The organism is Ruegeria sp. AB6 (assembly GCF_056542685.1).
Genome location: NZ_JBQGAD010000007.1, coordinates 1 through 19,161 on the forward strand (window position 1 = coordinate 1; position 19,161 = coordinate 19,161).

A 19,161-nucleotide genomic window follows, 5' to 3' on the forward strand; every position below is an offset into this window, starting at 1 on the left:
GAAGGTGCTGAGATTATTCGTCGAATAATCTCGGTCCTAAATGTTGAATTAAAGAAGGCCGTTCCACAGGGGGCGGCCTTTTTCGTTGTGCCAGGCATTTCCGAGGTGAATCTGAATGTGTTCGAAGGGAGAAAACGCTTAGGAAGGGAGCAAACGCTTAGAATGCCCGCCGTCGCCCAAGAACTGAAACGGATTGAGGCTTCTTAATCCTACGTCCACCTCACGGAAAGACAGGAAACCCACATGTGAAATGAAACAAAAAGTGGGGCGCGTATCTAGCGAACCGCTGCAGTAAGCAGGAGGAAATCATGGTTGGTTTTGAATTCTTGAACTATGGAACGCAAATCCTTCACAGCAAGGATTTGGAGGACATGCGCGCCGCCATACTTGGAGGCGACGATCAGGAAATCGAACGTGATAACAGCGACTTTTGCCGCGAGCGTAAGCGGTTCAAAGTCACGCTTGCGGAGTTGCCTAACAGAGCCTGACGCGTAAACGCGCGGCTAAAATAACTACCGTCAAGCTTCGTGCTAGTCGTTGCGTGGGGTGAAATCTATCAAGTGTCATTTTGGTTTTCTTAGGCTCAATGATTGCCGCGCGCGGGCTGTTTAGCTCATTCGTAGTCCTGCTGCGCACTATCGTTGCGAAATTCAATCTAAAGACTGGTTTTAGCGCCGGCTCGTGTCGCCCTTTTAGGTCCAACAAGGCCAACAAACCCCTTGCCAAACCCCACCAACCCAACTAATACGCGCGAGTTCTCGATAAGAACGTCAAGGCGGGGTGATTCCCGCCTTTTGGGTTCGAAGAGGGTTGGCGATGCGCGTCTGTCCTCCTCTCAACCTCAACGCCTGATAAAAGGCTGTATCTATGCAAAGCCAAAACATCCGTATTCGGCTGAAGGCATTTGACTATCGCGTTCTGGATGCCAGCACGCAAGAGATCGTCAACACTGCCAAGCGGACCGGCGCGAACGTGCGCGGCCCGATCCCGCTGCCGAACAAGATTGAGAAGTTCACGGTTCTCCGTGGCCCTCACGTTGACAAGAAATCCCGCGACCAGTTCGAGATCCGCACGCACAAGCGTCTACTCGACATCGTTGATCCGACCCCCCAGACCGTTGACGCGCTGATGAAGCTCGACCTCGCTGCTGGTGTGGACGTCGAGATCAAGCTGCAGTCGTAAGATCGGAGGGTATAGAATATGCGCTCTGGTATTATCGCAAAAAAAGTTGGCATGACCCGCCTGTTCATGGAAGACGGCAAGCAGATCCCTGTGACCGTTCTTCACCTGGACAACCTGCAAGTCGTTGCACAGCGTACCGCTGACAAAGACGGCTACACCGCCGTTCAGCTGGGCGCCGGTGCTGCCAAGGCAAAACGCACCTCGAAAGCCATGCGCGGCCACTATGCCGCTGCAAAGGTCGAGCCCAAGCGTAAGCTGGCCGAGTTCCGCGTCTCCGAAGATGGCCTGATCGATGTGGGCGCCGAGATTTCGGCAGAACACTTCCTGGAAGGTCAGAAAGTTGACGTTTCGGGTACCTCGATCGGTAAAGGCTTTGCCGGTGCGATGAAGCGTTGGAACTTTGGTGGTCTGCGCGCGTCGCACGGTGTTTCGATCAGCCACCGTTCGCACGGTTCGACCGGTCAGTGTCAGGATCCGGGCAAGGTTTTCAAAGGTAAGAAGATGGCCGGTCACATGGGTGCTGCCCGTGTTACCACCCAGAACCTGGAGGTCGTCAAAACCGACGCCGACCGGAACCTGGTCTTCATCAAAGGCGCCGTTCCCGGACCGAAATCGGGCTGGGTCACCGTCAAGGACGCCGTCAAGAAGAAAGCACCCGAAGGTCTGCCTTTCCCGGCAGCCGTAAAAGGTGCCGCAACTGAAGCACCTGCGGAAGAAGCACCCGCGGAAGGTGGTGAAGCATGAAACTTGATGTAATCAAACTGGACGGCGGCAAAGCCGGCGACATCGAGCTGAACGCCGATCTGTTCGGTCTCGAGCCGCGCGCGGACATCCTGCACCGTGTGGTCCGTTGGCAGCGCAACAACGCGCAGGCCGGTACCCACAAGGTCAAGACCCGCTCGGAAACCAGCTACTCGACCAAGAAGATCTATCGCCAGAAGGGTACCGGTGGCGCACGCCATGGTGACCGTAACGCGCCGATCTTCCGCAAGGGTGGTATCTACAAGGGCCCGACCCCGCGTTCGCACGGCCACGACCTGCCCAAGAAGTTCCGTAAGCTTGGCCTGCGCCACGCTCTGTCGGCCAAAGCCAAAGCAGGTGAACTGGTTGTGATCGAAAACGCCGAAGCCGAAGGCAAGACCGCCGCTCTGGCCAAACAGGTTGCAAACCTGGGCTGGAAACGCGCTCTGGTCATCGACGGCGCGACCGTGAACGAAGGGTTCCTGAAAGCGTCCAAGAACATCGAAGGTCTGGATATCCTGCCGTCGATGGGCGCAAACGTCTATGACATCCTCAAGCGTGACACTCTGGTGCTCACCAAAGCGGCTGTCGAAGCACTGGAGGCTCGTCTGAAATGAGCGCGAAGGCAGAACACTACGACGTGATCCGCAAGCCGATCATCACTGAAAAGTCGACCATGGCGTCCGAAAATGGCGCGGTTGTCTTTGAAGTCGCGATCGACAGCAACAAGCCGCAGATCAAAGAGGCCGTTGAGGCGCTGTTTGGTGTGAAGGTCAAAGCGGTGAACACCACCGTGACCAAAGGCAAGGTCAAGCGGTTCCGCGGCCAGCTGGGCCGTCGGAAAGACGTCAAAAAAGCATATGTGACCCTGGAAGAGGGCAACACCATCGACGTGAGCACCGGTCTTTGATCCGACGCTTACTGCGACTATTTACGGCCTCGGCGGTTCAACCCGCCGGGGCCGATTTCGTTTCGGACCCTGAGACCGTACGTGAGCAGGTGCTGAATCAAATGCGGGCGTTCAGTGCTGAACCCTATTTTCAGATCGCCGATGAAAAGCTGGGGTTGCTGTCGGTGTTCGATGACCTGAAATATGACCGGGCGGATGTGGACATGATCTCTCCGGCGATGCGCAAGCATGTGGTCGGCAAGCTTGGTCCGCTAGGATTCCGCCAGACCTCCGGCACGGTATTGGAGCATGCCGAGGCTGATATGCGCGTGCACATCCCCAAGTTCCACGCCCTCGGCGCTTCGCCCTTCGACATCGCACGCTATACCGAGAAACGCCCGCAGGATTACTGCCTGCTGACGCCCACGCAGGTGGCCTGTCAGTACGTGGATTATTACGCGCTGGACGACGCTGTACAGCGGATCGAGGCGCTGATTGCGAAGCACCCAATCAATCTGCTGAAACTGGCGGATTATCTGGAAGGAAAACCCAAACACCGCGCCTTTCGCGAGGTGCTGGGCCATATCAAGCTCAAGCAGCGGATTGCGGTGGAGTCCGAGCCGCTCTGTAGAAGACGCTCGCTAGGTTGAGGGTTTTCCTGACCCCTCAGAAACACGTCAAAGCTGGAAGTGGATAACGCTCATCGACTTGTCCAGCGGCCCCTTATAGGATCATCTTTGGGGCGAGGAACGAGGCCGGCACACGTGAAGGTCGTTCTTAAGCAGCGACACCGAAATTTGAGCGTGAAATTCTCTAATTTTGAACAATTCACTTGCTATGTCGGGCGGGTAGTCTATCCGGCTTCAAACAAGCAAAAAAGACATGGCAGGCGTATGACCGAAACCTCTCTCTCAACCCGGGCAAACCCCACTACAACCGCTGCGCGGGATTGGGTGTCGACGCTTGCCAAATACCGTGAGCCAAATCAATGGCGCAGTTCCTTTGAACTGAGTGTCAGCATTATTCCATTCTTTGTGCTGTGGGCGCTGTCCTGGATGGCGCTTTCCGTCAGTTATTGGTTGGCGTTTGCGATTGCGGTCTTGAATGCCGCCTTCCTGCTGCGCCTGTTTGCGATCCAGCATGATTGCGGGCACGGGGCGTTCTTCAAGAACCGGACAGTCAGCGACTGGGTTGGACGGGCGATAGGGGTGCTGACCCTGACACCCTATGATGTCTGGCGCCGCACGCATTCTTACCATCACAACAGCTCGGGTAACTTGGACAAACGGGGAATGGGCGATATCCACACGCTGACAGTGGCGGAGTATCAATCCAAGACCCCCATTAACCGGTTCTGGTATCGTGTTTACCGAAATCCCGTCACACTTTTTATTCTTGGCCCCAGCTATCTGTTCTTGTTCCAAAACCGCTTGCCGTTGGGGTTGACTGATAGCGCTCGGTTCTGGGTCAGTGCGATGGGCACCAATGTCGCTATTCTGGCCGCGCTTCTGGCTGTCTACTACTTTGGCGGCCTAATGCCGGTCCTGCTGATCTTTTTGCCCTCAACCCTGATTGCGGCAACTGCCGGAGTGTGGTTGTTTTATGTGCAGCACCAATTCGAAGAAACGCATTGGGATGCGGACGAGGATTGGCAATTGCACGAGGCCGCTCTGCGCGGTAGCTCGCATTATGTCCTGCCGCCCGTGTTGCAGTGGTTCAGCGCCAATATTGGTATCCACCACGTGCACCATCTGTACAGTCGTATTCCTTTCTACCGCCTTACCGAGGTGCTGCGAGATCACGACGAATTGGCAAACAGCAACCAGATGACCATCCGTGAGAGCCTTGCAAACGCGCGGTTGCACCTTTGGGACGAGAAGCATCGCCGCCTGTTGTCCTTCGCTGAGGCGCGCATACTGTATCAGTGAAGTGGCTGACGACTTAGGTTCTAGGACTGTTTGCGCAAAGCAAACTGACCGAGCGACTTTAGGAAATGAAACCCAGGGCAAATGTTTCGGTAGCGTTTTCTTCGGTCTCCATCAGAATCTTTGGCAGCATACTATAGACACCCACCCCCAACACTGCTAAACGCTCCCAATCTTACGGCCTCGGATTCGTTCCGGGGCCTCTGATATTTGTAACCGGGGACCTTCGGGGCCCTATACCCTTGGCACCTACGGGGGCCTATCACATAGCGGGGAAACACCCTGCACTTGCTAAACGGAAGACAGAAAGCATGGCACTCAAGTCGTACAAGCCGACGACGCCGGGCCAGCGCGGGCTGGTGCTGATCGACCGTTCGGAGCTTTGGAAAGGACGTCCGGTCAAGTCTCTCACAGAGGGTTTGACCAAATCGGGCGGCCGGAACAACACCGGACGGATCACTTCACGCCGCCGCGGCGGTGGCGCAAAGCGTCTCTACCGGATCGTTGACTTCAAACGGAACAAATTTGATGTCGCGGCAACCGTCGAGCGGATCGAATATGACCCGAACCGGACCGCATTCATCGCACTGGTAAAATACGAAGACGGCGAGCAGGCGTATATCCTGGCTCCGCAGCGTCTGGCTGTTGGTGACAAAGTCGTGGCATCCGCCAAGGCCGACATCAAGCCGGGCAACGCAATGCCGTTCTCGGGCATGCCCATTGGTACCATCGTCCACAACATCGAGATGAAGCCTGGCAAAGGCGGTCAGATCGCACGTGCGGCTGGTACTTACGCTCAGTTCGTTGGTCGCGATGGCGGCTACGCTCAGATCCGTCTGAGCTCGGGCGAGCTGCGCATGGTCCGTCAGGAATGCATGGCCACCGTTGGTGCCGTGTCCAACCCCGACAACTCGAACCAGAACCTCGGTAAAGCCGGTCGTATGCGCCACAAGGGCGTTCGCCCGTCGGTTCGTGGTGTTGCAATGAACCCGATCGATCACCCGCACGGTGGTGGTGAAGGTCGTACCTCGGGTGGCCGTACGCCGGTTACACCGTGGGGTAAGGACACCAAGGGTAAGCGTACCCGCAACAAGAACAAAGCGTCCCAGAAGCTGATCATCCGCTCGCGGCACGCCAAGAAGAAGGGACGTTAATCCATGTCTCGCTCTGTTTGGAAGGGTCCTTTCGTCGATGCTTACGTGCTGAAAAAAGCCGAAGCAGCGCGCGAGTCGGGCCGCAACGAAGTCATCAAAATCTGGTCGCGTCGTTCCACCATTCTGCCCCAGTTCGTGGGTCTGACCTTTGGTGTGTACAACGGCCAGAAGCATATTCCCGTCAACGTCTCGGAAGACATGATCGGTCAGAAGTTCGGTGAATACTCGCCGACCCGTACCTATTATGGCCACGCCGCAGACAAAAAAGCGAAGCGGAAGTAAGTCATGGGCAAGGAAAAGAACCCCCGCCGCGTGGCTGAAAACGAAGCAATGGCGAAAACCCGCATGCTTCGCACCAGCCCGCAGAAACTGAACCTGGTTGCGCAAATGATCCGCGGCAAGAAAGTTGAGAAGGCTCTGACCGATCTGACTTTCAGCAACAAGCGTGTCGCGCAGGACGTCAAGAAGTGCCTGCAGTCCGCAATCGCCAACGCCGAGAACAACCACAACCTGGACGTTGACGAGCTGATCGTTGCCGAAGCCTGGGTTGGCAAGAACCTGGTCATGAAGCGCGGTCGTCCGCGTGCCCGTGGCCGTTTCGGCAAGATCATGAAGCCGTTCTCGGAGATCACCATCAAGGTGCGTCAAGTTGAGGAGCAAGCCTAATGGGTCATAAAGTAAATCCGATCGGCATGCGCCTGCAGGTCAACCGCACCTGGGACAGCCGCTGGTACGCCGACACCAAGGACTACGGTGATCTTCTGCTGGAAGACCTCAAGATCCGTGAGTTCATCAACAAAGAGTGCAAGCAGGCCGGTGTTGCCCGTGTGATCATCGAACGTCCGCACAAGAAGTGCCGCGTTACGATCCACACTGCACGTCCCGGTGTCATCATCGGCAAGAAAGGTGCAGACATCGAAGTTCTGCGCAAAAAGCTTGCTCGCATGACCGACAGCGAACTGCACCTGAACATCGTCGAAGTGCGCAAGCCCGAGCTTGACGCGCAGCTGGTTGCCGAGTCCATCGCTCAGCAGCTGGAACGCCGTGTTTCGTTCCGTCGCGCCATGAAGCGCTCGGTTCAGAACGCCATGCGCATGGGCGCCCTGGGTATCCGGGTGAACGTCGCGGGTCGTCTGGGCGGCGCCGAAATCGCACGGACCGAGTGGTACCGCGAAGGCCGCGTGCCTCTGCACACTCTGCGTGCCGACATCGATTACGCACATGCCGAAGCGATGACCCCCTACGGGATCATCGGGATCAAGGTCTGGATCTTCAAAGGTGAGATCATGGAGCACGATCCGCAGGCACGTGACCGTAAAGCACAGGAACTCCAGGACGGCCCTGCACCTCGTGGTGCTGGTGGCGGTCGTCGCTAAGGAGGGAAAGATATGCTTCAACCAAAGCGTACTAAATTCCGCAAGATGCACAAAGGCCGGATCAAGGGTCTCGCCAAGGGCGGCTCTGATCTGAACTTTGGCACCTACGGCCTGAAAGCTCTTGAGCCTGAGCGTGTAACTGCACGTCAGATCGAAGCTGCACGTCGTGCCATGACGCGTCACATGAAGCGTCAGGGTCGTGTTTGGATCCGCATCTTCCCCGACACTCCGGTCACGGCTAAGCCGATCGAAGTTCGTATGGGTAAAGGTAAAGGTTCGGTCGACCGCTGGGCATGCAAAGTCAAGCCTGGCCGCGTGATGTTCGAGATCGACGGCGTCAATGACGACATCGCCCGCGAGGCCCTGCGCCTGGCCGCGATGAAGCTGCCGATCAAGACCCGCGTCGTGGTTCGCGAAGACTGGTAAGCGATCCGGGGGCAACCCCGTTCGTGACAAGATTGACCCCCGTCGGGAAACCGACGGGGGTTTTCTGTTGCGCTTGTGAAGTTAAGGGTCGCAAAAACCGTCGATCTCTTCCCACTGCGCCCCTAGGCTAGCAGGTAGAAATGGGAGGGCCCTATGGTTCAGTTGCGCAAAAAAATGTTCGTCAAGGAAATCATAACAACCGATCAGTTGGGCCAGCCCTGCGATCCGATCAGCCGGGTTGCTGCGCTGGCGGTGTTCGCGAACCCTCTGGCTGGGCGGTTCTCGGACGACCTTTCAGAGTTGTTTGAGATTGGTGCGCTTCTTGGCCCGGACCTCGCATCCGAAGCGATATCCCAACTGGACGGTGCGCCGGTATCCTACGGTAAGGCAGCGATCATCGGCGTGAACGGCGATCTTGAACAGGGCGGGGCGGTGATCCACCCCAAACTCGGTGCTCCCATGCGCGCGGCGGCGGGCGGAGGCGAGGCGGTTATCCCCTCGAATGCCAAATTAGGCGCGCCGGGTTGCGCGATTGATCTGCCACTGGGGCACAAAGATAACCCGTGGTCGTTCGACCATTTCGACACTATGACGCTGAACATTCCAGACGCGCCGAAACCGGATGAGATCGTACTGTGCCTCGCCTATGCTGATTGCGGCCGCCCAATTCCCCGCTGTGGCAAAGGACCCGTCAAAAGCTAATCGACTGGCCTTGTAGAAAACACTGCGGTATGCCCGGCCCATGGCACAGATTGAATCACTCTTCGTAACCCGTCTCTACCGCGCGTCTCTTTCCGAGTTCGATCCCAAGATCGACGCTCAGGAATTGGAAAGCTCTTGCCTTGTTATCGCCGAGGATGATGAGGCGGGGCAGGAATGGTGCGAAGAGAACGGCTATCCCGGCTATACCAGTTATGCTTCGCTGACCGACCTGCCGTGGCGGTTCCCGATTTTCGCCGATCTGGTCGCTGCCTTGGATCAGCACGTCGCCGCTTTTGCCAAGGATTTGGAGTTCGATCTGGGTGAGGGCGCGTTGAAGCTGGAAGACCTGTGGATCAACATCCTGCCCGAGGGCGGAATGCATTCCAGCCACCTGCACCCGCACAGCGTAATCTCGGGCACGACCTATGTGGCGATGCCCGAGGGGGCGAGTGCGTTGAAGCTGGAGGATCCCCGCTCGGGTCGCATGATGGCTGCGCCGACGCGCGTTAAAGGCGGGCGGAGGGATTTGCAGCCGTTCATCTATATGAAGCCGCAGGTGGGGGACGTGCTGCTGTGGGAAAGCTGGCTGCGCCACGAGGTGCCGATGAACATGGCCGAGGATGAGCGGATCAGTGTCAGCTTTAACTACAAGTGGGAGTGATGACACTTATCTCAGGCGCGAGCATTTTTCAATAAACATCCAGATTGTACGTGATCAAGATGAGTTCGAGCACAAAACTTCACAAACTCAACAATCTGTATCTTTGGGCCAGGTTCTGGAATCATAGGAGAAAGGTTCGTAGGAATGAGCTTGCCAAGGCTAAAACTCAGAACTCCAACAAGAACCGCCTTTGCGTACTTGGAACAGCAAAAAACGAGGCCTTGAATTTGGCCGAGTGGGTCGAGCACTACGCACAGCAGGGTGCCGACAAAGTATTTCTTATCGATAACGGAAGTACAGACAACTCGATGGAAGTAATTTCGAGCTTCCTAAGTTCTGGTTTCGTAGAAGTTGTCAGTCTCCCCCAAAAACACAAGCAAGTGGCTCATTATTGGAAGGCATTCCAAAAATTTCAGGTTCCGCAGTCGTTTGAGTGGATGTTGGTTGCTGACGTTGATGAGTTTTGGTTCTGCAAAGATGGGGCCAAGCTGGTTGATGCGTTAGAGCAATTTGACGATGTGGACGTTGTTTATGCGAACTGGACGGTCTTTGGTACTTCAGGTCACAAAGAGCATCCCAACAGCTTGAGAAAAAATCTGGTCAAACGAAAACCCGGTTTGAGCCCACACAAATGGCGAAAGTACCTTGTGAGGACGTCAATCCCGAAAAAACTAGGGGATATCGGGGTACACTATGTACGTGGCGCGGATTCATGCCGTACGATCTCTGACAACGAGACCTTCCAGATTAACCATTATCAGTTTCAAAGCCTACATTACTGGAAAAACGTTAAGTTGACTCGGGGAGACGCTGATAAATTCCACCAAGATCACAGTCGAAAACTCCAACATCTCATCGACTTTGATAAACTGTGCACGGAGTTGGACACGCAACTTGCAGATAGACTCCGATCGCTCGAATCGTAAAAGGGCTGGAAGATTGGAGTCTTTCAAACTTCCTCTTGCCTCCCAACCCTCAAACCCTTATACGGCGGCATCTTGCGATCTCCCGGCGTTGTCGGGCGATTCGTATGTCTATCATTCATCCACCAGGTCAAAGGTGACCCGTGTACGGGGCCTTCTGGTGTTTTGAGCAAAGGAAAAAGGCGATGAACGCCCAAGAACTGCGTGACAAGACCCCGGACCAGCTCCGCGAGGAACTGGCCAACCTGAAGAAAGAAAGCTTTAACCTGCGCTTTCAACAGGCAACCGGTCAGCTGGAAAACACTGCTGGTATCAAAGCGGCCCGCCGCAACGCTGCCCGCGTCAAGACCATTCTGAACGAAAAGGCCGCTGCTGCGGCATCGGAGGAGTAATCCTATGCCCAAGCGTATCCTGTCCGGCGTGGTAACCAGCGACGCCAACGAGCAAACCGTAACCGTTTCGGTTGAGCGTCGTTTCAAGCACCCGCTGCTGCACAAAACCGTTCGTAAGTCCAAGAAATACCGGGCTCATGACGAAAAGAACGCCTTCAAGGTCGGTGACACAGTCCGCATCATCGAATGCGCGCCGAAATCGAAGACGAAACGTTGGGAAGTTCTGGAGGCGTAAGCCCCTAGGATTTTCCCATTTGTCGAAACCCTGGGGGATCTAATCAGACCAGCCCCCACAGGTCGGGAGAAACCACATGATCCAGATGCAGACCAATCTGGATGTCGCTGACAACTCCGGCGCACGCCGAGTTCAGTGCATCAAGGTCCTGGGTGGTTCCAAGCGTAAATACGCCTCCGTTGGCGACATCATTGTCGTCTCGGTGAAGGAAGCCATCCCGCGCGGCCGCGTAAAGAAAGGTGACGTCCGTAAGGCCGTCGTCGTACGCACTGCCAAGGAAGTCCGTCGCGAAGACGGCACCGCGATCCGTTTTGATCGCAACGCCGCCGTCATCCTGAACAACAACAACGAGCCAGTCGGTACCCGTATCTTTGGCCCCGTTGTTCGCGAACTGCGTGGCAAGAACTTCATGAAAATCATCTCGCTGGCTCCGGAGGTGCTGTAATCATGGCTGCTAAACTCCGCAAAGGCGACAAGGTCGTCGTGCTGGCCGGCAAGGACAAGGGCAAAGAGGGAACCATTTCCTCGGTTGACCCGAAAGCCGGTAAAGCTGTTGTCGAAGGCATCAACATTGCCATCCGTCACACCCGTCAGTCGCAAACTTCGCAAGGTGGTCGTCTGCCTCAGGCAAACCCGATCGAATTGTCGAACCTGGCGCTTCTGGATGCAAACGGCAAAGCAACCCGCGTTGGCTTCCGCATGGAAGGTGACAAGAAGGTGCGCTTCGCCAAGACCACAGGGGACGTGATCGATGCTTGATTCCGCAACCTACACCCCGCGTCTGAAAGCTCAGTACGTTGAAACCATCCGGGCCGCTCTGAAAGAAGAGTTCGGCTACAAGAACGACATGCAGCTGCCCAAGCTGGAGAAAATCGTTCTGAACATCGGTTGTGGTGCTGAGGCGGTCAAAGACTCGAAGAAAGCGAAAGCTGCTGTCGAAGATCTGACTGCGATTGCTGGTCAAAAGGCCGTTGCAACCAAGGCGAAGAAGTCGATCGCGGGTTTCCGCGTCCGTGAAGACATGCCGCTGGGCGCGAAAGTGACCCTGCGCGGTGACCGGATGTACGAATTCCTAGATCGCCTGATCACCATCGCGCTGCCGCGCGTTCGTGACTTCCGCGGTGTTAAGCCGTCTTTCGATGGTCAGGGCAACTTTGCCATGGGCATGAAAGAGCACATCGTGTTCCCGGAAATCGACTTCGACAAGGTCGACGAGGTCTGGGGCCTGGATATCGTAATTGCCACCACAGCGAAAACCGACGCTGAAGCAAAGAGCCTGTTGAAAGCTTTCAACATGCCCTTCAACGCTTAAGCGCCGCGAGGATTGAGACATGGCTAAAAAAGCAATGATCGAACGCGAAAAGAAGCGCGAACGCCTGGTGGCCAAATATGCCGCAAAGCGTGCCGAGCTGAAAGAAATCGCGAATGACGAGAGCCGCCCGATGGAAGAGCGTTTCAAAGCGCGTCTGAAACTGGCGAAACTGCCGCGCAACAGCTCGGCTACCCGTCTGCACAACCGTTGTCAGCTGACCGGTCGTCCCCACGCTTACTACCGTAAGCTGAAGGTCAGCCGTATCGCGCTGCGCGAGCTGGGTTCTGCTGGTCAGATCCCCGGCATGGTGAAATCGAGCTGGTAAGGGAGACATAAATATGAATGATCCTATCGGCGATATGCTCACCCGTATCCGCAACGCGCAAATGCGCGGCAAGTCCACCGTTTCCACCCCGGCTTCCAAGCTGCGTGGCTGGGTTCTGGACGTGCTGGCGGACGAAGGCTACATCCGTGGTTATGAAAAGACGACCGGTGAAAACGGTCATCCGGCCATCGAAATCAGCCTGAAATACTACGAAGGCACCCCTGTTATTCGCGAACTGAAGCGGGTTTCGAAACCCGGTCGTCGCGTCTACATGGGCGTCAATGACATCCCGCAGGTCCGTCAGGGTCTGGGCGTGTCGATTGTCAGCACTCCGAAAGGTGTGATGTCGGACGCAAACGCTCGCTCCAACAATGTTGGCGGCGAAGTGCTCTGCACCGTCTTCTAAGGAGGTCTGCAATGTCTCGTATTGGTAAAAAACCGGTCGAGCTGCCCAGCGGCGTTACCGCCTCTGTGTCTGGCCAGACCATCGAAGTGAAAGGTCCGAAAGGCACCCGCAGCTTCACCGCCACCGACGACGTTACACTGTCGGTTGAAGACAACGTGGTCAAGATCGACCCCCGTGGCATGTCCAAGCGTGCCCGCCAGCAGTGGGGCATGAGCCGCACCATGGTTGCCAACCTGGTAACTGGTGTGACGACTGGCTTCAAAAAAGAGTTGGAGATCCAGGGTGTTGGTTACCGGGCTCAGATGCAGGGCAACACCCTGAAGCTGAACCTGGGTTACAGCCACGATGTTGATTTCACTGCTCCGGAAGGTGTCACCATCACCGCGCCGAAGCAGACCGAAATCGTTGTGGAAGGTATCGACCAGCAGCAGGTGGGCGAAGTCGCGGCCAAAATCCGCGAATGGCGCCGTCCCGAGCCGTACAAAGGCAAGGGCATCCGCTACAAGGGCGAGTTCATCTTCCGCAAGGAAGGCAAGAAGAAGTAAGGACGCAGACAATGGCAAACAGCAAAAGAACCCTGTTTCTGAAGCGCCGCCTGCGCGTTCGGAACAAACTTCGCAAAGTCAACGCCGGCCGCGTACGCCTGTCGGTTCACCGTTCGAACAAGAACATCAGCGTTCAGCTGATCGACGACGTTCGTGGCGTGACCCTGGCCGCAGCCTCGACCCTGGAAAAAGATCTGGGTGTTGTTGGCAAGAACAATGTCGAAGCGGCCACCAAAGTGGGCGCGGCCATCGCCGAGCGTGCCAAGAAGGCGGGCGTCGAAGAGGCCTATTTCGATCGTGGTGGCTTCCTGTTCCACGGCAAGGTGAAGGCAGTTGCCGACGCCGCGCGTGAAGGTGGTCTGAAGATCTAAGACCTGCGGGCAGCTTGGCGGCTGCCCCGATGATCCGGGGGCCCTGACGTTAGTCGGGGCTCACTTGGATTGAAGAAAACGGCGCCGGATGCGCCACATGAGAAAAGGGATGCCAAATGGCAGAACGTGAAAACCGTCGGGGCCGTGGCCGCGACCGTGAAGAAGCACCGGAATTTGCAGATCGTCTGGTCGCAATCAACCGCGTGTCGAAAACCGTAAAAGGTGGTAAGCGCTTTGGCTTCGCCGCTCTGGTGGTTGTCGGCGATCAGAAAGGCCGCGTCGGCTTTGGCAAAGGTAAAGCGAAAGAAGTACCTGAGGCCATCCGCAAGGCGACTGAGCAAGCCAAGCGTCAGATGATCCGCGTGCAACTGCGCGAAGGTCGTACTCTGCACCACGACATCGAGGGCCGTCACGGCGCTGGTAAAGTGGTTATGCGCACCGCACCTGAAGGTACTGGTATCATCGCCGGTGGTCCGATGCGTGCCGTGTTCGAAATGCTGGGCGTTAAGGATGTTGTGTCCAAGTCGCTGGGCTCGCAGAACCCGTACAACATGATCCGCGCCACCATCAACGGCCTGCAGAAAGAGCAGAGCCCGCGTTCGGTTGCCGCACGTCGTGGCAAAAAAGTTGCTGACATCCTGCCCAAGCGGGACGAAGCACCGGCTGAAGCCGAAGCGTAAGGAGTAGCGTACCATGGCAAAAACCATCGTCGTCAAGCAGATCGGTTCCCCGATCCGCCGCCCCGCCGAACAGCGCGCAACCCTGATCGGTCTGGGCCTGAACAAGATGCACCGCACCCGTGAACTGGAGGATACGCCTTCGGTCCGCGGCATGGTCAACAAGATCCCGCATCTGGTGGAGATCATCGAAGAACGCGGCTAAGCGCTGCATCTGTTAAGAATTGAAAAAGCCCCCGTTGTTATCGGGGGCTTTTTTCGTGCTTCAAAGTTAGTTCGTCCGCTTTGAGCCCCTTTCGACCGATCCTGCCCATTTTACCAATGTCTGCTTTTCCCCACTCGTCGCACTACAAGCTTTACATTCCCAATAGTTTGCCTACATTTTATACAATGTATAATTATTTTCTGGATGAAAGCGCGATGCCCACAGGACACATCATGATGGCGATGACTCTCGACGGATTCGTCGCCAGACCGGACCATTCACTTGACTGGTTATTCAAGCAGTCAACCAATGCCGAAGATCATGGCTTTCAGGAATTTATGGACAGCATCGATGTTTTAGTCATGGGAAGCGGCTCACTCAAAACAGTGCTAGGTTTTGACGAATGGCCTTACGAGAAACCGGTTGTGGTTTTGAGTCGAACCATGACGGAAGAAGACATCCCTCAAAATCTGCATGACAATATCGAGTTCTCGACACTGACACCGGAAGCGCTTTGGGAGGATTTCGAGAAGCGCGGCCTTAAGCGAGTGTATGTTGATGGCGGAGCAATCATCCGCTCGTTTTTGAAAGCAGGATTTGTTCATACCATGAAAATTGGTTTGATCCCCATACTGATCGGAGACGGAATACGGATATTTGGCGATAACGGTCGAGACATCGATTTAGAGCTTGTGTCGTCCAAAGCCCATGCATCCGGCTCCGTAGAATTGAACTACGAAGTCAAAGCCGCATGACAACAAGTTCAGCGGCGGGACGTCCCAAAAAGGCGGAGCAGACCCTCTCTCAGCAGTTGGTCCTGACCACAGCGCTCCAGTTCATAAAGAGCAATGGAACAGAGGCTATGACGTTTCGGGTCTTGGCTGATCTGCTGGATGTAACGCCCATGGCCGTAAAATATCACACAGGCAGCAAGCATGAATTGCTCCTCGCCTTGGTTGAACACGCTTATAAGGGCACGCTGGATGTTTCCTGTGCGGCAACACCAAGAGAGCGCATCAGAAGCGTGCTCACAGAATATTGCTCGCGAGCTCTGACCTATCCGAGTTTGCTTCGGGCAGTTCTGGAAGACATTTCACTGGTGAAAGGCGAACTTGTACGGATCACTGATGAGCTCAGGATCAACACCCAGAAACTGGATAATGGGGATGAAGGAGACGTGTTGCTTCATCTCTTAATTGATTACACCCACGGCTTTGCCTTGTCCGCGTCTGCTGGAGAGGGAAACCCTTTAAGGACCGAAGATTTTCAGCAGGGGCTGGACTGGATTCTGGACCGTCTCCACGACGAATGAAAGATGAGCAATACAATTGGTCAATGGAATGACCGAAAGCATCCATTGGTTTTTGTGCAGCGAAAGTGCGCTTTGTCCCGCAATGTGGACACTCGTCCGATTCAGCGCAACGGGCACAAACTCCTGTATCGCCATTCCCTCAACGCATACCGGATAGACCGAAACATCCGTTGTTAGCGATACCCACCCTCCTTATCTGAGCCCTGTCCCAAACAGGAACGCAAACAGTCACTCGGGGAATTCGCCTCGGGCTTAGAAAGGAAACGAACCATGGCACATACAGCAACATTTACTCGCGAAGGCTTTGGCCTGACCGCCCGCATCACAGCGCTCGTTGCGCGCATCAAAGAGGGTTTTGCCCTGCGCACCGAGTACAATCGCACCTATGCAGAGCTGCAAAGCCTGTCTGATCGGGAACTGAACGACATCGGTGTGCGTCGCTGCGATATCAAAGACATCGCGCGTGAGCACACTTACTGCTCGTAAAACTACCACCACTCACTGATGAAGGGGCGCCAAATCGGCGCCTCTTTTGGTTTTTGGGGGTGTGATACAACAAACCTTGCATCCTGCGGGGCAAAGCTGTAGAGCGCTCCGGTGGATTTGTGTCCACGAGAATCAAAACCAAGAAATGCCGTGTTTGGCCCATCACGCTTCGGGGGTCACATCCGGCTAAGGAGAAGCGATATGAAACTGCACGAATTGCGCGACAATGCTGGCGCCGCCCCGAAACGCACCCGCGTTGGCCGTGGTCCGGGTTCCGGCAAAGGTAAAATGGGTGGCCGTGGTATCAAAGGCCAGAAATCCCGTTCGGGTGTGGCCATCAACGGCTACGAAGGCGGCCAGATGCCGCTGTACCAGCGCCTGCCCAAGCGTGGCTTCAATAAGCCGAACCGCAAGGAATTCGCCGTTATCAACCTGGGTCTGATCCAGAAATTCGTCGACGCCGGCAAGCTGGACGCCAAAGCAGCAATCACCGAGGATGCGCTGGTTGCATCCGGTCTGGTGCGTCGCAAGCTAGACGGTATCCGCGTTCTGGCCAAAGGCGAAATCAGCACCAAAGTGAACCTGGAAGTAACCGGTGCTTCGAAATCTGCCGTTGAGGCAGTTGAGAAAGCGGGCGGTTCACTGACGGTAACAAAAGCCGCTGCGGCAGAGTAAGCGCTTGTGAGCGGGCCAAGACCCGCTTACATAGACCTCAGAGTTTTCCAAGACGCCGCCCGAGCCGGAAAACGGTTCCGGGCGGTGTTTGCATAAGAGAGACCGATTTATGGTATCAGCAGCAGAACAAATGGCAGCCAACACAAGCTGGGCTGCTTTGGGCAAAGCCACCGATCTGCGCAACCGCATCCTGTTCACGCTTGCATTGCTGATCGTCTATCGTCTGGGCACCTTTATTCCGGTTCCGGGCATCGACGGCCAAGCACTGCGCGAGTTCATGGAGCAAGCGGGGCAGGGCATCGGCGGTATGGTTTCGATGTTTACTGGCGGGGCGCTGGGGCGGATGGGGATTTTTGCCCTTGGCATCATGCCCTACATTTCAGCCTCGATCATCGTGCAGCTGCTGACATCCATGGTTCCCGCGCTCGAACAGCTCAAGAAAGAGGGCGAGCAGGGGCGCAAGAAGATCAACCAATATACCCGCTTCGGCACCGTGGCCTTGGCCACCGTTCAGGCTTACGGTCTGGCGGTGTCGCTGGAATCGGGCGATCTGGCGACCGATCCGGGCCTGTTCTTCCGCTTGTCGACCATGATCACGCTGGTTGGTGGTACAATGTTCCTGATGTGGCTGGGTGAGCAGATCACCGCACGCGGCATCGGCAACGGTATCTCTCTGATCATCTTCGTGGGCATCATTGCCGAAGTTCCGGCCGCCTTGGCACAGTTCTTCGCTTCGGGCCGCTCGGGCGCGATCAGCCCTGCTGTGATCATCGGTGTGATCGTGATGGTGATTGCCGTGATTACATTCGTGGTCTTCATGGAACGCGCTTTGCGCAAGATCCATATTCAATACCCGCGTCGTCAGGCCGGTATGAAGATCTATGAGGGCGGCTCGAGCCACCTGCCGGTCAAAGTGAACCCAGCGGGCGTGATCCCGGCGATCTTTGCCAGCTCGCTGCTGCTGCTGCCGGTGACGATCTCGACCTTCTCTTCGGGGGCGACCAACGGGCCGGTCATGTCTTGGCTTCTGGCCAACTTTGGTCCCGGCCAGCCGCTGTATCTGCTGTTCTTCGCTTCGATGATCGTTTTCTTTGCCTATTTCTACACGTTCAACGTGTCGTTCAAACCGGACGATGTGGCGGACAACCTGAAAAAGCAGAACGGTTTTGTGCCGGGCATCCGTCCGGGCAAGAAAACCGCCGAGTATCTAGAATACGTGGTCAACCGCGTACTTGTTCTGGGTTCGGCCTATCTGGCGGCGGTCTGTCTGTTGCCTGAAATTCTTCGGGGCCAGTTTGCCATCCCGTTCTATTTCGGCGGCACCTCGGTTCTGATTATTGTCTCTGTGACCATGGACACGATCCAACAGGTCCAGAGCCACCTGCTGGCGCACCAATACGAAGGGCTGATCGAAAAGTCCCAACTGCGCGGCAAAGGTAAGAAACGTGGCAGGAAGGGACCCGCTCGTCGATGAACATCATTCTTCTCGGCCCCCCGGGGGCAGGCAAAGGAACGCAAGCCCGTCACTTGGTTGAAACCCGTGGCATGGTCCAGCTGAGCACTGGCGACATGCTGCGTGAAGCCAAAGACAGCGGCACTGAAATGGGCAACCGCGTAGCCGAGGTGATGGCTAAGGGCCAGCTTGTGACGGATGAGATCGTGATCGGCCTGATCCGCGAAAAGTTGGAACAAGGCGCTGAAGGCGGGTTCATCTTTGACGGTTTCCCGCGCACTCTGGCCCAAGCCGATGCGTTGGGTGAGCTGCTGGACAGCACCGGCGAGACCTTGGACGCGGTTATCGCGATGGAAGTGAACGACGACGCTCTGGTCGCGCGTATCACGGCTCGGTCAACCTGCGGCGGTTGCGGTGAAGTCTACAACGACATCACTAAACCGATCCCGGCGGACGGCAAATGCTCGAACTGCGGCAAAGAAGGTGACTTCAAACGCCGTGCGGACGACAATGAGGAAAGCCTCAAGACCCGTCTGATGGAGTACTACAAAAAGACCTCAATGCTGATCGGCTATTATCACGCCAAGGGCAACCTGTCCTGGGTTGATGGTCTCGGGGAGATTGACGAGGTTCAGGGCGCGATAGCTGGTGTGTTGGACGCCTGATCGATCCACATTTGAATATGGGCTTGACGGCACTGCCAAAAGCCCATATCGACCCCCATCCCTAAAGGGAATCAAGACTGCGTGAGGGATTCGTCCCAACCGCCCCGACCACCTCGAATAATG

Annotated in this window: 33 protein-coding genes; all 33 read left to right on the forward strand. The window is 56.0% G+C overall.

Annotated elements, in window-relative coordinates; translation table 11 throughout:
- Window positions 1-207 (forward strand): hypothetical protein (locus tag ACR0DB_RS14585; RefSeq protein WP_480551843.1); only part of this gene is annotated, 207 nt, incomplete at its 5' end.
- A gap of 101 nt (window positions 208-308) precedes the next feature.
- Window positions 309-488: a hypothetical protein gene (locus ACR0DB_RS14590; protein ID WP_480551845.1), complete on the forward strand. Its 180-nt coding sequence runs from the start codon at window positions 309-311 to the stop codon at window positions 486-488.
- 379 nt (window positions 489-867) lie between these two features.
- Window positions 868-1,182, forward strand: a complete 315-nt coding sequence (rpsJ, locus tag ACR0DB_RS14595) for a 30S ribosomal protein S10 (protein WP_008756422.1) — start codon at window positions 868-870, stop codon at window positions 1,180-1,182.
- Window positions 1,183-1,200: 18 nt separating this feature from the next.
- Window positions 1,201-1,926 (forward strand): 50S ribosomal protein L3, encoded by a 726-nt coding sequence (gene rplC / locus ACR0DB_RS14600; RefSeq protein WP_039538255.1) that lies wholly within the window; start codon window positions 1,201-1,203, stop codon window positions 1,924-1,926.
- A complete protein-coding gene (gene rplD / locus ACR0DB_RS14605) occupies window positions 1,923-2,540 on the forward strand; it encodes a 50S ribosomal protein L4 (protein WP_068340788.1) in 618 nt (205 codons plus the stop codon). The genes rplC and rplD overlap by 4 nt, the downstream gene beginning before the upstream one ends.
- The gene (locus ACR0DB_RS14610; protein WP_008757532.1) at window positions 2,537-2,833 is read left to right on the forward strand and encodes a 50S ribosomal protein L23; all 297 of its coding nucleotides are present in this window, start codon (window positions 2,537-2,539) and stop codon (window positions 2,831-2,833) included. The genes rplD and ACR0DB_RS14610 overlap by 4 nt, the downstream gene beginning before the upstream one ends.
- Window positions 2,830-3,462 carry a hypothetical protein gene (locus tag ACR0DB_RS14615; protein WP_480551847.1) on the forward strand — a complete coding sequence of 211 codons (633 nt, stop codon included), beginning with the start codon at window positions 2,830-2,832 and terminating at the stop codon, window positions 3,460-3,462. Before ACR0DB_RS14610 ends, ACR0DB_RS14615 begins: the two co-directional genes overlap by 4 nt.
- Before the next feature lie 243 nt (window positions 3,463-3,705).
- Window positions 3,706-4,740 (forward strand): fatty acid desaturase, encoded by a 1,035-nt coding sequence (locus tag ACR0DB_RS14620; RefSeq protein WP_480551849.1) that lies wholly within the window; start codon window positions 3,706-3,708, stop codon window positions 4,738-4,740.
- Between the two features lie 308 nt (window positions 4,741-5,048).
- On the forward strand, window positions 5,049-5,891 hold the full coding sequence (gene rplB, locus ACR0DB_RS14625) for a 50S ribosomal protein L2 (RefSeq protein WP_008757664.1): 843 nt from the start codon (window positions 5,049-5,051) through the stop codon (window positions 5,889-5,891).
- A gap of 3 nt (window positions 5,892-5,894) precedes the next feature.
- Window positions 5,895-6,173, forward strand: a complete 279-nt coding sequence (gene rpsS, locus ACR0DB_RS14630; protein WP_005980699.1) for a 30S ribosomal protein S19 — start codon at window positions 5,895-5,897, stop codon at window positions 6,171-6,173.
- A gap of 3 nt (window positions 6,174-6,176) precedes the next feature.
- A complete protein-coding gene (gene rplV, locus ACR0DB_RS14635) occupies window positions 6,177-6,557 on the forward strand; it encodes a 50S ribosomal protein L22 (protein ID WP_039538267.1) in 381 nt (126 codons plus the stop codon).
- A complete protein-coding gene (gene rpsC / locus ACR0DB_RS14640) occupies window positions 6,557-7,267 on the forward strand; it encodes a 30S ribosomal protein S3 (protein ID WP_008758042.1) in 711 nt (236 codons plus the stop codon). The genes rplV and rpsC overlap by 1 nt, the downstream gene beginning before the upstream one ends.
- Before the next feature lie 12 nt (window positions 7,268-7,279).
- Entirely contained in the window at window positions 7,280-7,693 is a 414-nt protein-coding gene (gene rplP / locus ACR0DB_RS14645) for a 50S ribosomal protein L16 (protein ID WP_058283513.1), read from the forward strand.
- Between the two features lie 153 nt (window positions 7,694-7,846).
- The gene (locus tag ACR0DB_RS14650) at window positions 7,847-8,395 is read left to right on the forward strand and encodes an amino acid synthesis family protein (RefSeq protein WP_480551851.1); all 549 of its coding nucleotides are present in this window, start codon (window positions 7,847-7,849) and stop codon (window positions 8,393-8,395) included.
- 40 nt (window positions 8,396-8,435) lie between these two features.
- Entirely contained in the window at window positions 8,436-9,056 is a 621-nt protein-coding gene (locus ACR0DB_RS14655) for a 2OG-Fe(II) oxygenase family protein (RefSeq protein WP_170773620.1), read from the forward strand.
- A 59-nt stretch (window positions 9,057-9,115) separates the two neighbouring features.
- Window positions 9,116-9,982, forward strand: a complete 867-nt coding sequence (locus ACR0DB_RS14660; protein WP_480551853.1) for a glycosyltransferase family 92 protein — start codon at window positions 9,116-9,118, stop codon at window positions 9,980-9,982.
- A gap of 182 nt (window positions 9,983-10,164) precedes the next feature.
- Window positions 10,165-10,371: a 50S ribosomal protein L29 gene (rpmC, locus tag ACR0DB_RS14665; RefSeq protein ID WP_010437082.1), complete on the forward strand. Its 207-nt coding sequence runs from the start codon at window positions 10,165-10,167 to the stop codon at window positions 10,369-10,371.
- 4 nt (window positions 10,372-10,375) lie between these two features.
- Window positions 10,376-10,606, forward strand: a complete 231-nt coding sequence (gene rpsQ, locus ACR0DB_RS14670; protein ID WP_152459158.1) for a 30S ribosomal protein S17 — start codon at window positions 10,376-10,378, stop codon at window positions 10,604-10,606.
- A 76-nt stretch (window positions 10,607-10,682) separates the two neighbouring features.
- Window positions 10,683-11,051, forward strand: coding sequence for a 50S ribosomal protein L14 (gene rplN, locus ACR0DB_RS14675; protein WP_008757934.1), 369 nt, complete (start codon window positions 10,683-10,685; stop codon window positions 11,049-11,051).
- 2 nt (window positions 11,052-11,053) lie between these two features.
- The gene (rplX, locus tag ACR0DB_RS14680; protein WP_209194631.1) at window positions 11,054-11,365 is read left to right on the forward strand and encodes a 50S ribosomal protein L24; all 312 of its coding nucleotides are present in this window, start codon (window positions 11,054-11,056) and stop codon (window positions 11,363-11,365) included.
- Window positions 11,358-11,918 (forward strand): 50S ribosomal protein L5, encoded by a 561-nt coding sequence (gene rplE / locus ACR0DB_RS14685; protein WP_170755578.1) that lies wholly within the window; start codon window positions 11,358-11,360, stop codon window positions 11,916-11,918. Before rplX ends, rplE begins: the two co-directional genes overlap by 8 nt.
- 19 nt (window positions 11,919-11,937) lie before the next feature.
- Window positions 11,938-12,243: a 30S ribosomal protein S14 gene (rpsN, locus tag ACR0DB_RS14690; protein WP_068340744.1), complete on the forward strand. Its 306-nt coding sequence runs from the start codon at window positions 11,938-11,940 to the stop codon at window positions 12,241-12,243.
- A 13-nt stretch (window positions 12,244-12,256) separates the two neighbouring features.
- Complete coding sequence (rpsH, locus tag ACR0DB_RS14695) at window positions 12,257-12,649, forward strand: 30S ribosomal protein S8 (protein WP_068340741.1); 393 nt, start codon at window positions 12,257-12,259, stop codon at window positions 12,647-12,649.
- A gap of 11 nt (window positions 12,650-12,660) precedes the next feature.
- A complete protein-coding gene (gene rplF, locus ACR0DB_RS14700) occupies window positions 12,661-13,194 on the forward strand; it encodes a 50S ribosomal protein L6 (protein WP_170456135.1) in 534 nt (177 codons plus the stop codon).
- An 11-nt stretch (window positions 13,195-13,205) separates the two neighbouring features.
- Window positions 13,206-13,565 carry a 50S ribosomal protein L18 gene (rplR, locus tag ACR0DB_RS14705; protein WP_170356678.1) on the forward strand — a complete coding sequence of 120 codons (360 nt, stop codon included), beginning with the start codon at window positions 13,206-13,208 and terminating at the stop codon, window positions 13,563-13,565.
- A gap of 116 nt (window positions 13,566-13,681) precedes the next feature.
- Window positions 13,682-14,245: a 30S ribosomal protein S5 gene (gene rpsE / locus ACR0DB_RS14710; protein ID WP_170356677.1), complete on the forward strand. Its 564-nt coding sequence runs from the start codon at window positions 13,682-13,684 to the stop codon at window positions 14,243-14,245.
- 13 nt (window positions 14,246-14,258) lie between these two features.
- The gene (rpmD, locus tag ACR0DB_RS14715) at window positions 14,259-14,447 is read left to right on the forward strand and encodes a 50S ribosomal protein L30 (protein WP_074736195.1); all 189 of its coding nucleotides are present in this window, start codon (window positions 14,259-14,261) and stop codon (window positions 14,445-14,447) included.
- A 233-nt stretch (window positions 14,448-14,680) separates the two neighbouring features.
- Entirely contained in the window at window positions 14,681-15,202 is a 522-nt protein-coding gene (locus ACR0DB_RS14720; RefSeq protein ID WP_480551855.1) for a dihydrofolate reductase family protein, read from the forward strand.
- Entirely contained in the window at window positions 15,199-15,759 is a 561-nt protein-coding gene (locus ACR0DB_RS14725; protein ID WP_480551857.1) for a TetR/AcrR family transcriptional regulator, read from the forward strand. The genes ACR0DB_RS14720 and ACR0DB_RS14725 overlap by 4 nt, the downstream gene beginning before the upstream one ends.
- Before the next feature lie 270 nt (window positions 15,760-16,029).
- Window positions 16,030-16,245, forward strand: a complete 216-nt coding sequence (locus ACR0DB_RS14730) for a DUF1127 domain-containing protein (protein ID WP_170773626.1) — start codon at window positions 16,030-16,032, stop codon at window positions 16,243-16,245.
- Window positions 16,246-16,446: 201 nt separating this feature from the next.
- Window positions 16,447-16,920: a 50S ribosomal protein L15 gene (gene rplO, locus ACR0DB_RS14735; protein WP_480505985.1), complete on the forward strand. Its 474-nt coding sequence runs from the start codon at window positions 16,447-16,449 to the stop codon at window positions 16,918-16,920.
- A 109-nt stretch (window positions 16,921-17,029) separates the two neighbouring features.
- On the forward strand, window positions 17,030-18,394 hold the full coding sequence (secY, locus tag ACR0DB_RS14740) for a preprotein translocase subunit SecY (RefSeq protein WP_170773630.1): 1,365 nt from the start codon (window positions 17,030-17,032) through the stop codon (window positions 18,392-18,394).
- A complete protein-coding gene (locus ACR0DB_RS14745) occupies window positions 18,391-19,038 on the forward strand; it encodes an adenylate kinase (protein ID WP_480505983.1) in 648 nt (215 codons plus the stop codon). The genes secY and ACR0DB_RS14745 overlap by 4 nt, the downstream gene beginning before the upstream one ends.
- Window positions 19,039-19,161: the final 123 nt, after the last annotated feature.

Coding starts and splice junctions, on each gene's coding strand:
- ACR0DB_RS14590 (WP_480551845.1), top strand. CDS start 309: ATGGTTGGTTTTGAATTCTTGAACTATGGAACGCAAATCCTTCACAGC.
- rpsJ (WP_008756422.1), top strand. CDS start 868: ATGCAAAGCCAAAACATCCGTATTCGGCTGAAGGCATTTGACTATCGC.
- rplC (WP_039538255.1), top strand. CDS start 1,201: ATGCGCTCTGGTATTATCGCAAAAAAAGTTGGCATGACCCGCCTGTTC.
- rplD (WP_068340788.1), top strand. CDS start 1,923: ATGAAACTTGATGTAATCAAACTGGACGGCGGCAAAGCCGGCGACATC.
- ACR0DB_RS14610 (WP_008757532.1), top strand. CDS start 2,537: ATGAGCGCGAAGGCAGAACACTACGACGTGATCCGCAAGCCGATCATC.
- ACR0DB_RS14620 (WP_480551849.1), top strand. CDS start 3,706: ATGACCGAAACCTCTCTCTCAACCCGGGCAAACCCCACTACAACCGCT.
- rplB (WP_008757664.1), top strand. CDS start 5,049: ATGGCACTCAAGTCGTACAAGCCGACGACGCCGGGCCAGCGCGGGCTG.
- rpsS (WP_005980699.1), top strand. CDS start 5,895: ATGTCTCGCTCTGTTTGGAAGGGTCCTTTCGTCGATGCTTACGTGCTG.
- rplV (WP_039538267.1), top strand. CDS start 6,177: ATGGGCAAGGAAAAGAACCCCCGCCGCGTGGCTGAAAACGAAGCAATG.
- rpsC (WP_008758042.1), top strand. CDS start 6,557: ATGGGTCATAAAGTAAATCCGATCGGCATGCGCCTGCAGGTCAACCGC.
- rplP (WP_058283513.1), top strand. CDS start 7,280: ATGCTTCAACCAAAGCGTACTAAATTCCGCAAGATGCACAAAGGCCGG.
- ACR0DB_RS14650 (WP_480551851.1), top strand. CDS start 7,847: ATGGTTCAGTTGCGCAAAAAAATGTTCGTCAAGGAAATCATAACAACC.
- ACR0DB_RS14655 (WP_170773620.1), top strand. CDS start 8,436: ATGGCACAGATTGAATCACTCTTCGTAACCCGTCTCTACCGCGCGTCT.
- ACR0DB_RS14660 (WP_480551853.1), top strand. CDS start 9,116: ATGAGTTCGAGCACAAAACTTCACAAACTCAACAATCTGTATCTTTGG.
- rpmC (WP_010437082.1), top strand. CDS start 10,165: ATGAACGCCCAAGAACTGCGTGACAAGACCCCGGACCAGCTCCGCGAG.
- rpsQ (WP_152459158.1), top strand. CDS start 10,376: ATGCCCAAGCGTATCCTGTCCGGCGTGGTAACCAGCGACGCCAACGAG.
- rplN (WP_008757934.1), top strand. CDS start 10,683: ATGATCCAGATGCAGACCAATCTGGATGTCGCTGACAACTCCGGCGCA.
- rplX (WP_209194631.1), top strand. CDS start 11,054: ATGGCTGCTAAACTCCGCAAAGGCGACAAGGTCGTCGTGCTGGCCGGC.
- rplE (WP_170755578.1), top strand. CDS start 11,358: ATGCTTGATTCCGCAACCTACACCCCGCGTCTGAAAGCTCAGTACGTT.
- rpsN (WP_068340744.1), top strand. CDS start 11,938: ATGGCTAAAAAAGCAATGATCGAACGCGAAAAGAAGCGCGAACGCCTG.
- rpsH (WP_068340741.1), top strand. CDS start 12,257: ATGAATGATCCTATCGGCGATATGCTCACCCGTATCCGCAACGCGCAA.
- rplF (WP_170456135.1), top strand. CDS start 12,661: ATGTCTCGTATTGGTAAAAAACCGGTCGAGCTGCCCAGCGGCGTTACC.
- rplR (WP_170356678.1), top strand. CDS start 13,206: ATGGCAAACAGCAAAAGAACCCTGTTTCTGAAGCGCCGCCTGCGCGTT.
- rpsE (WP_170356677.1), top strand. CDS start 13,682: ATGGCAGAACGTGAAAACCGTCGGGGCCGTGGCCGCGACCGTGAAGAA.
- rpmD (WP_074736195.1), top strand. CDS start 14,259: ATGGCAAAAACCATCGTCGTCAAGCAGATCGGTTCCCCGATCCGCCGC.
- ACR0DB_RS14720 (WP_480551855.1), top strand. CDS start 14,681: ATGATGGCGATGACTCTCGACGGATTCGTCGCCAGACCGGACCATTCA.
- ACR0DB_RS14725 (WP_480551857.1), top strand. CDS start 15,199: ATGACAACAAGTTCAGCGGCGGGACGTCCCAAAAAGGCGGAGCAGACC.
- ACR0DB_RS14730 (WP_170773626.1), top strand. CDS start 16,030: ATGGCACATACAGCAACATTTACTCGCGAAGGCTTTGGCCTGACCGCC.
- rplO (WP_480505985.1), top strand. CDS start 16,447: ATGAAACTGCACGAATTGCGCGACAATGCTGGCGCCGCCCCGAAACGC.
- secY (WP_170773630.1), top strand. CDS start 17,030: ATGGTATCAGCAGCAGAACAAATGGCAGCCAACACAAGCTGGGCTGCT.
- ACR0DB_RS14745 (WP_480505983.1), top strand. CDS start 18,391: ATGAACATCATTCTTCTCGGCCCCCCGGGGGCAGGCAAAGGAACGCAA.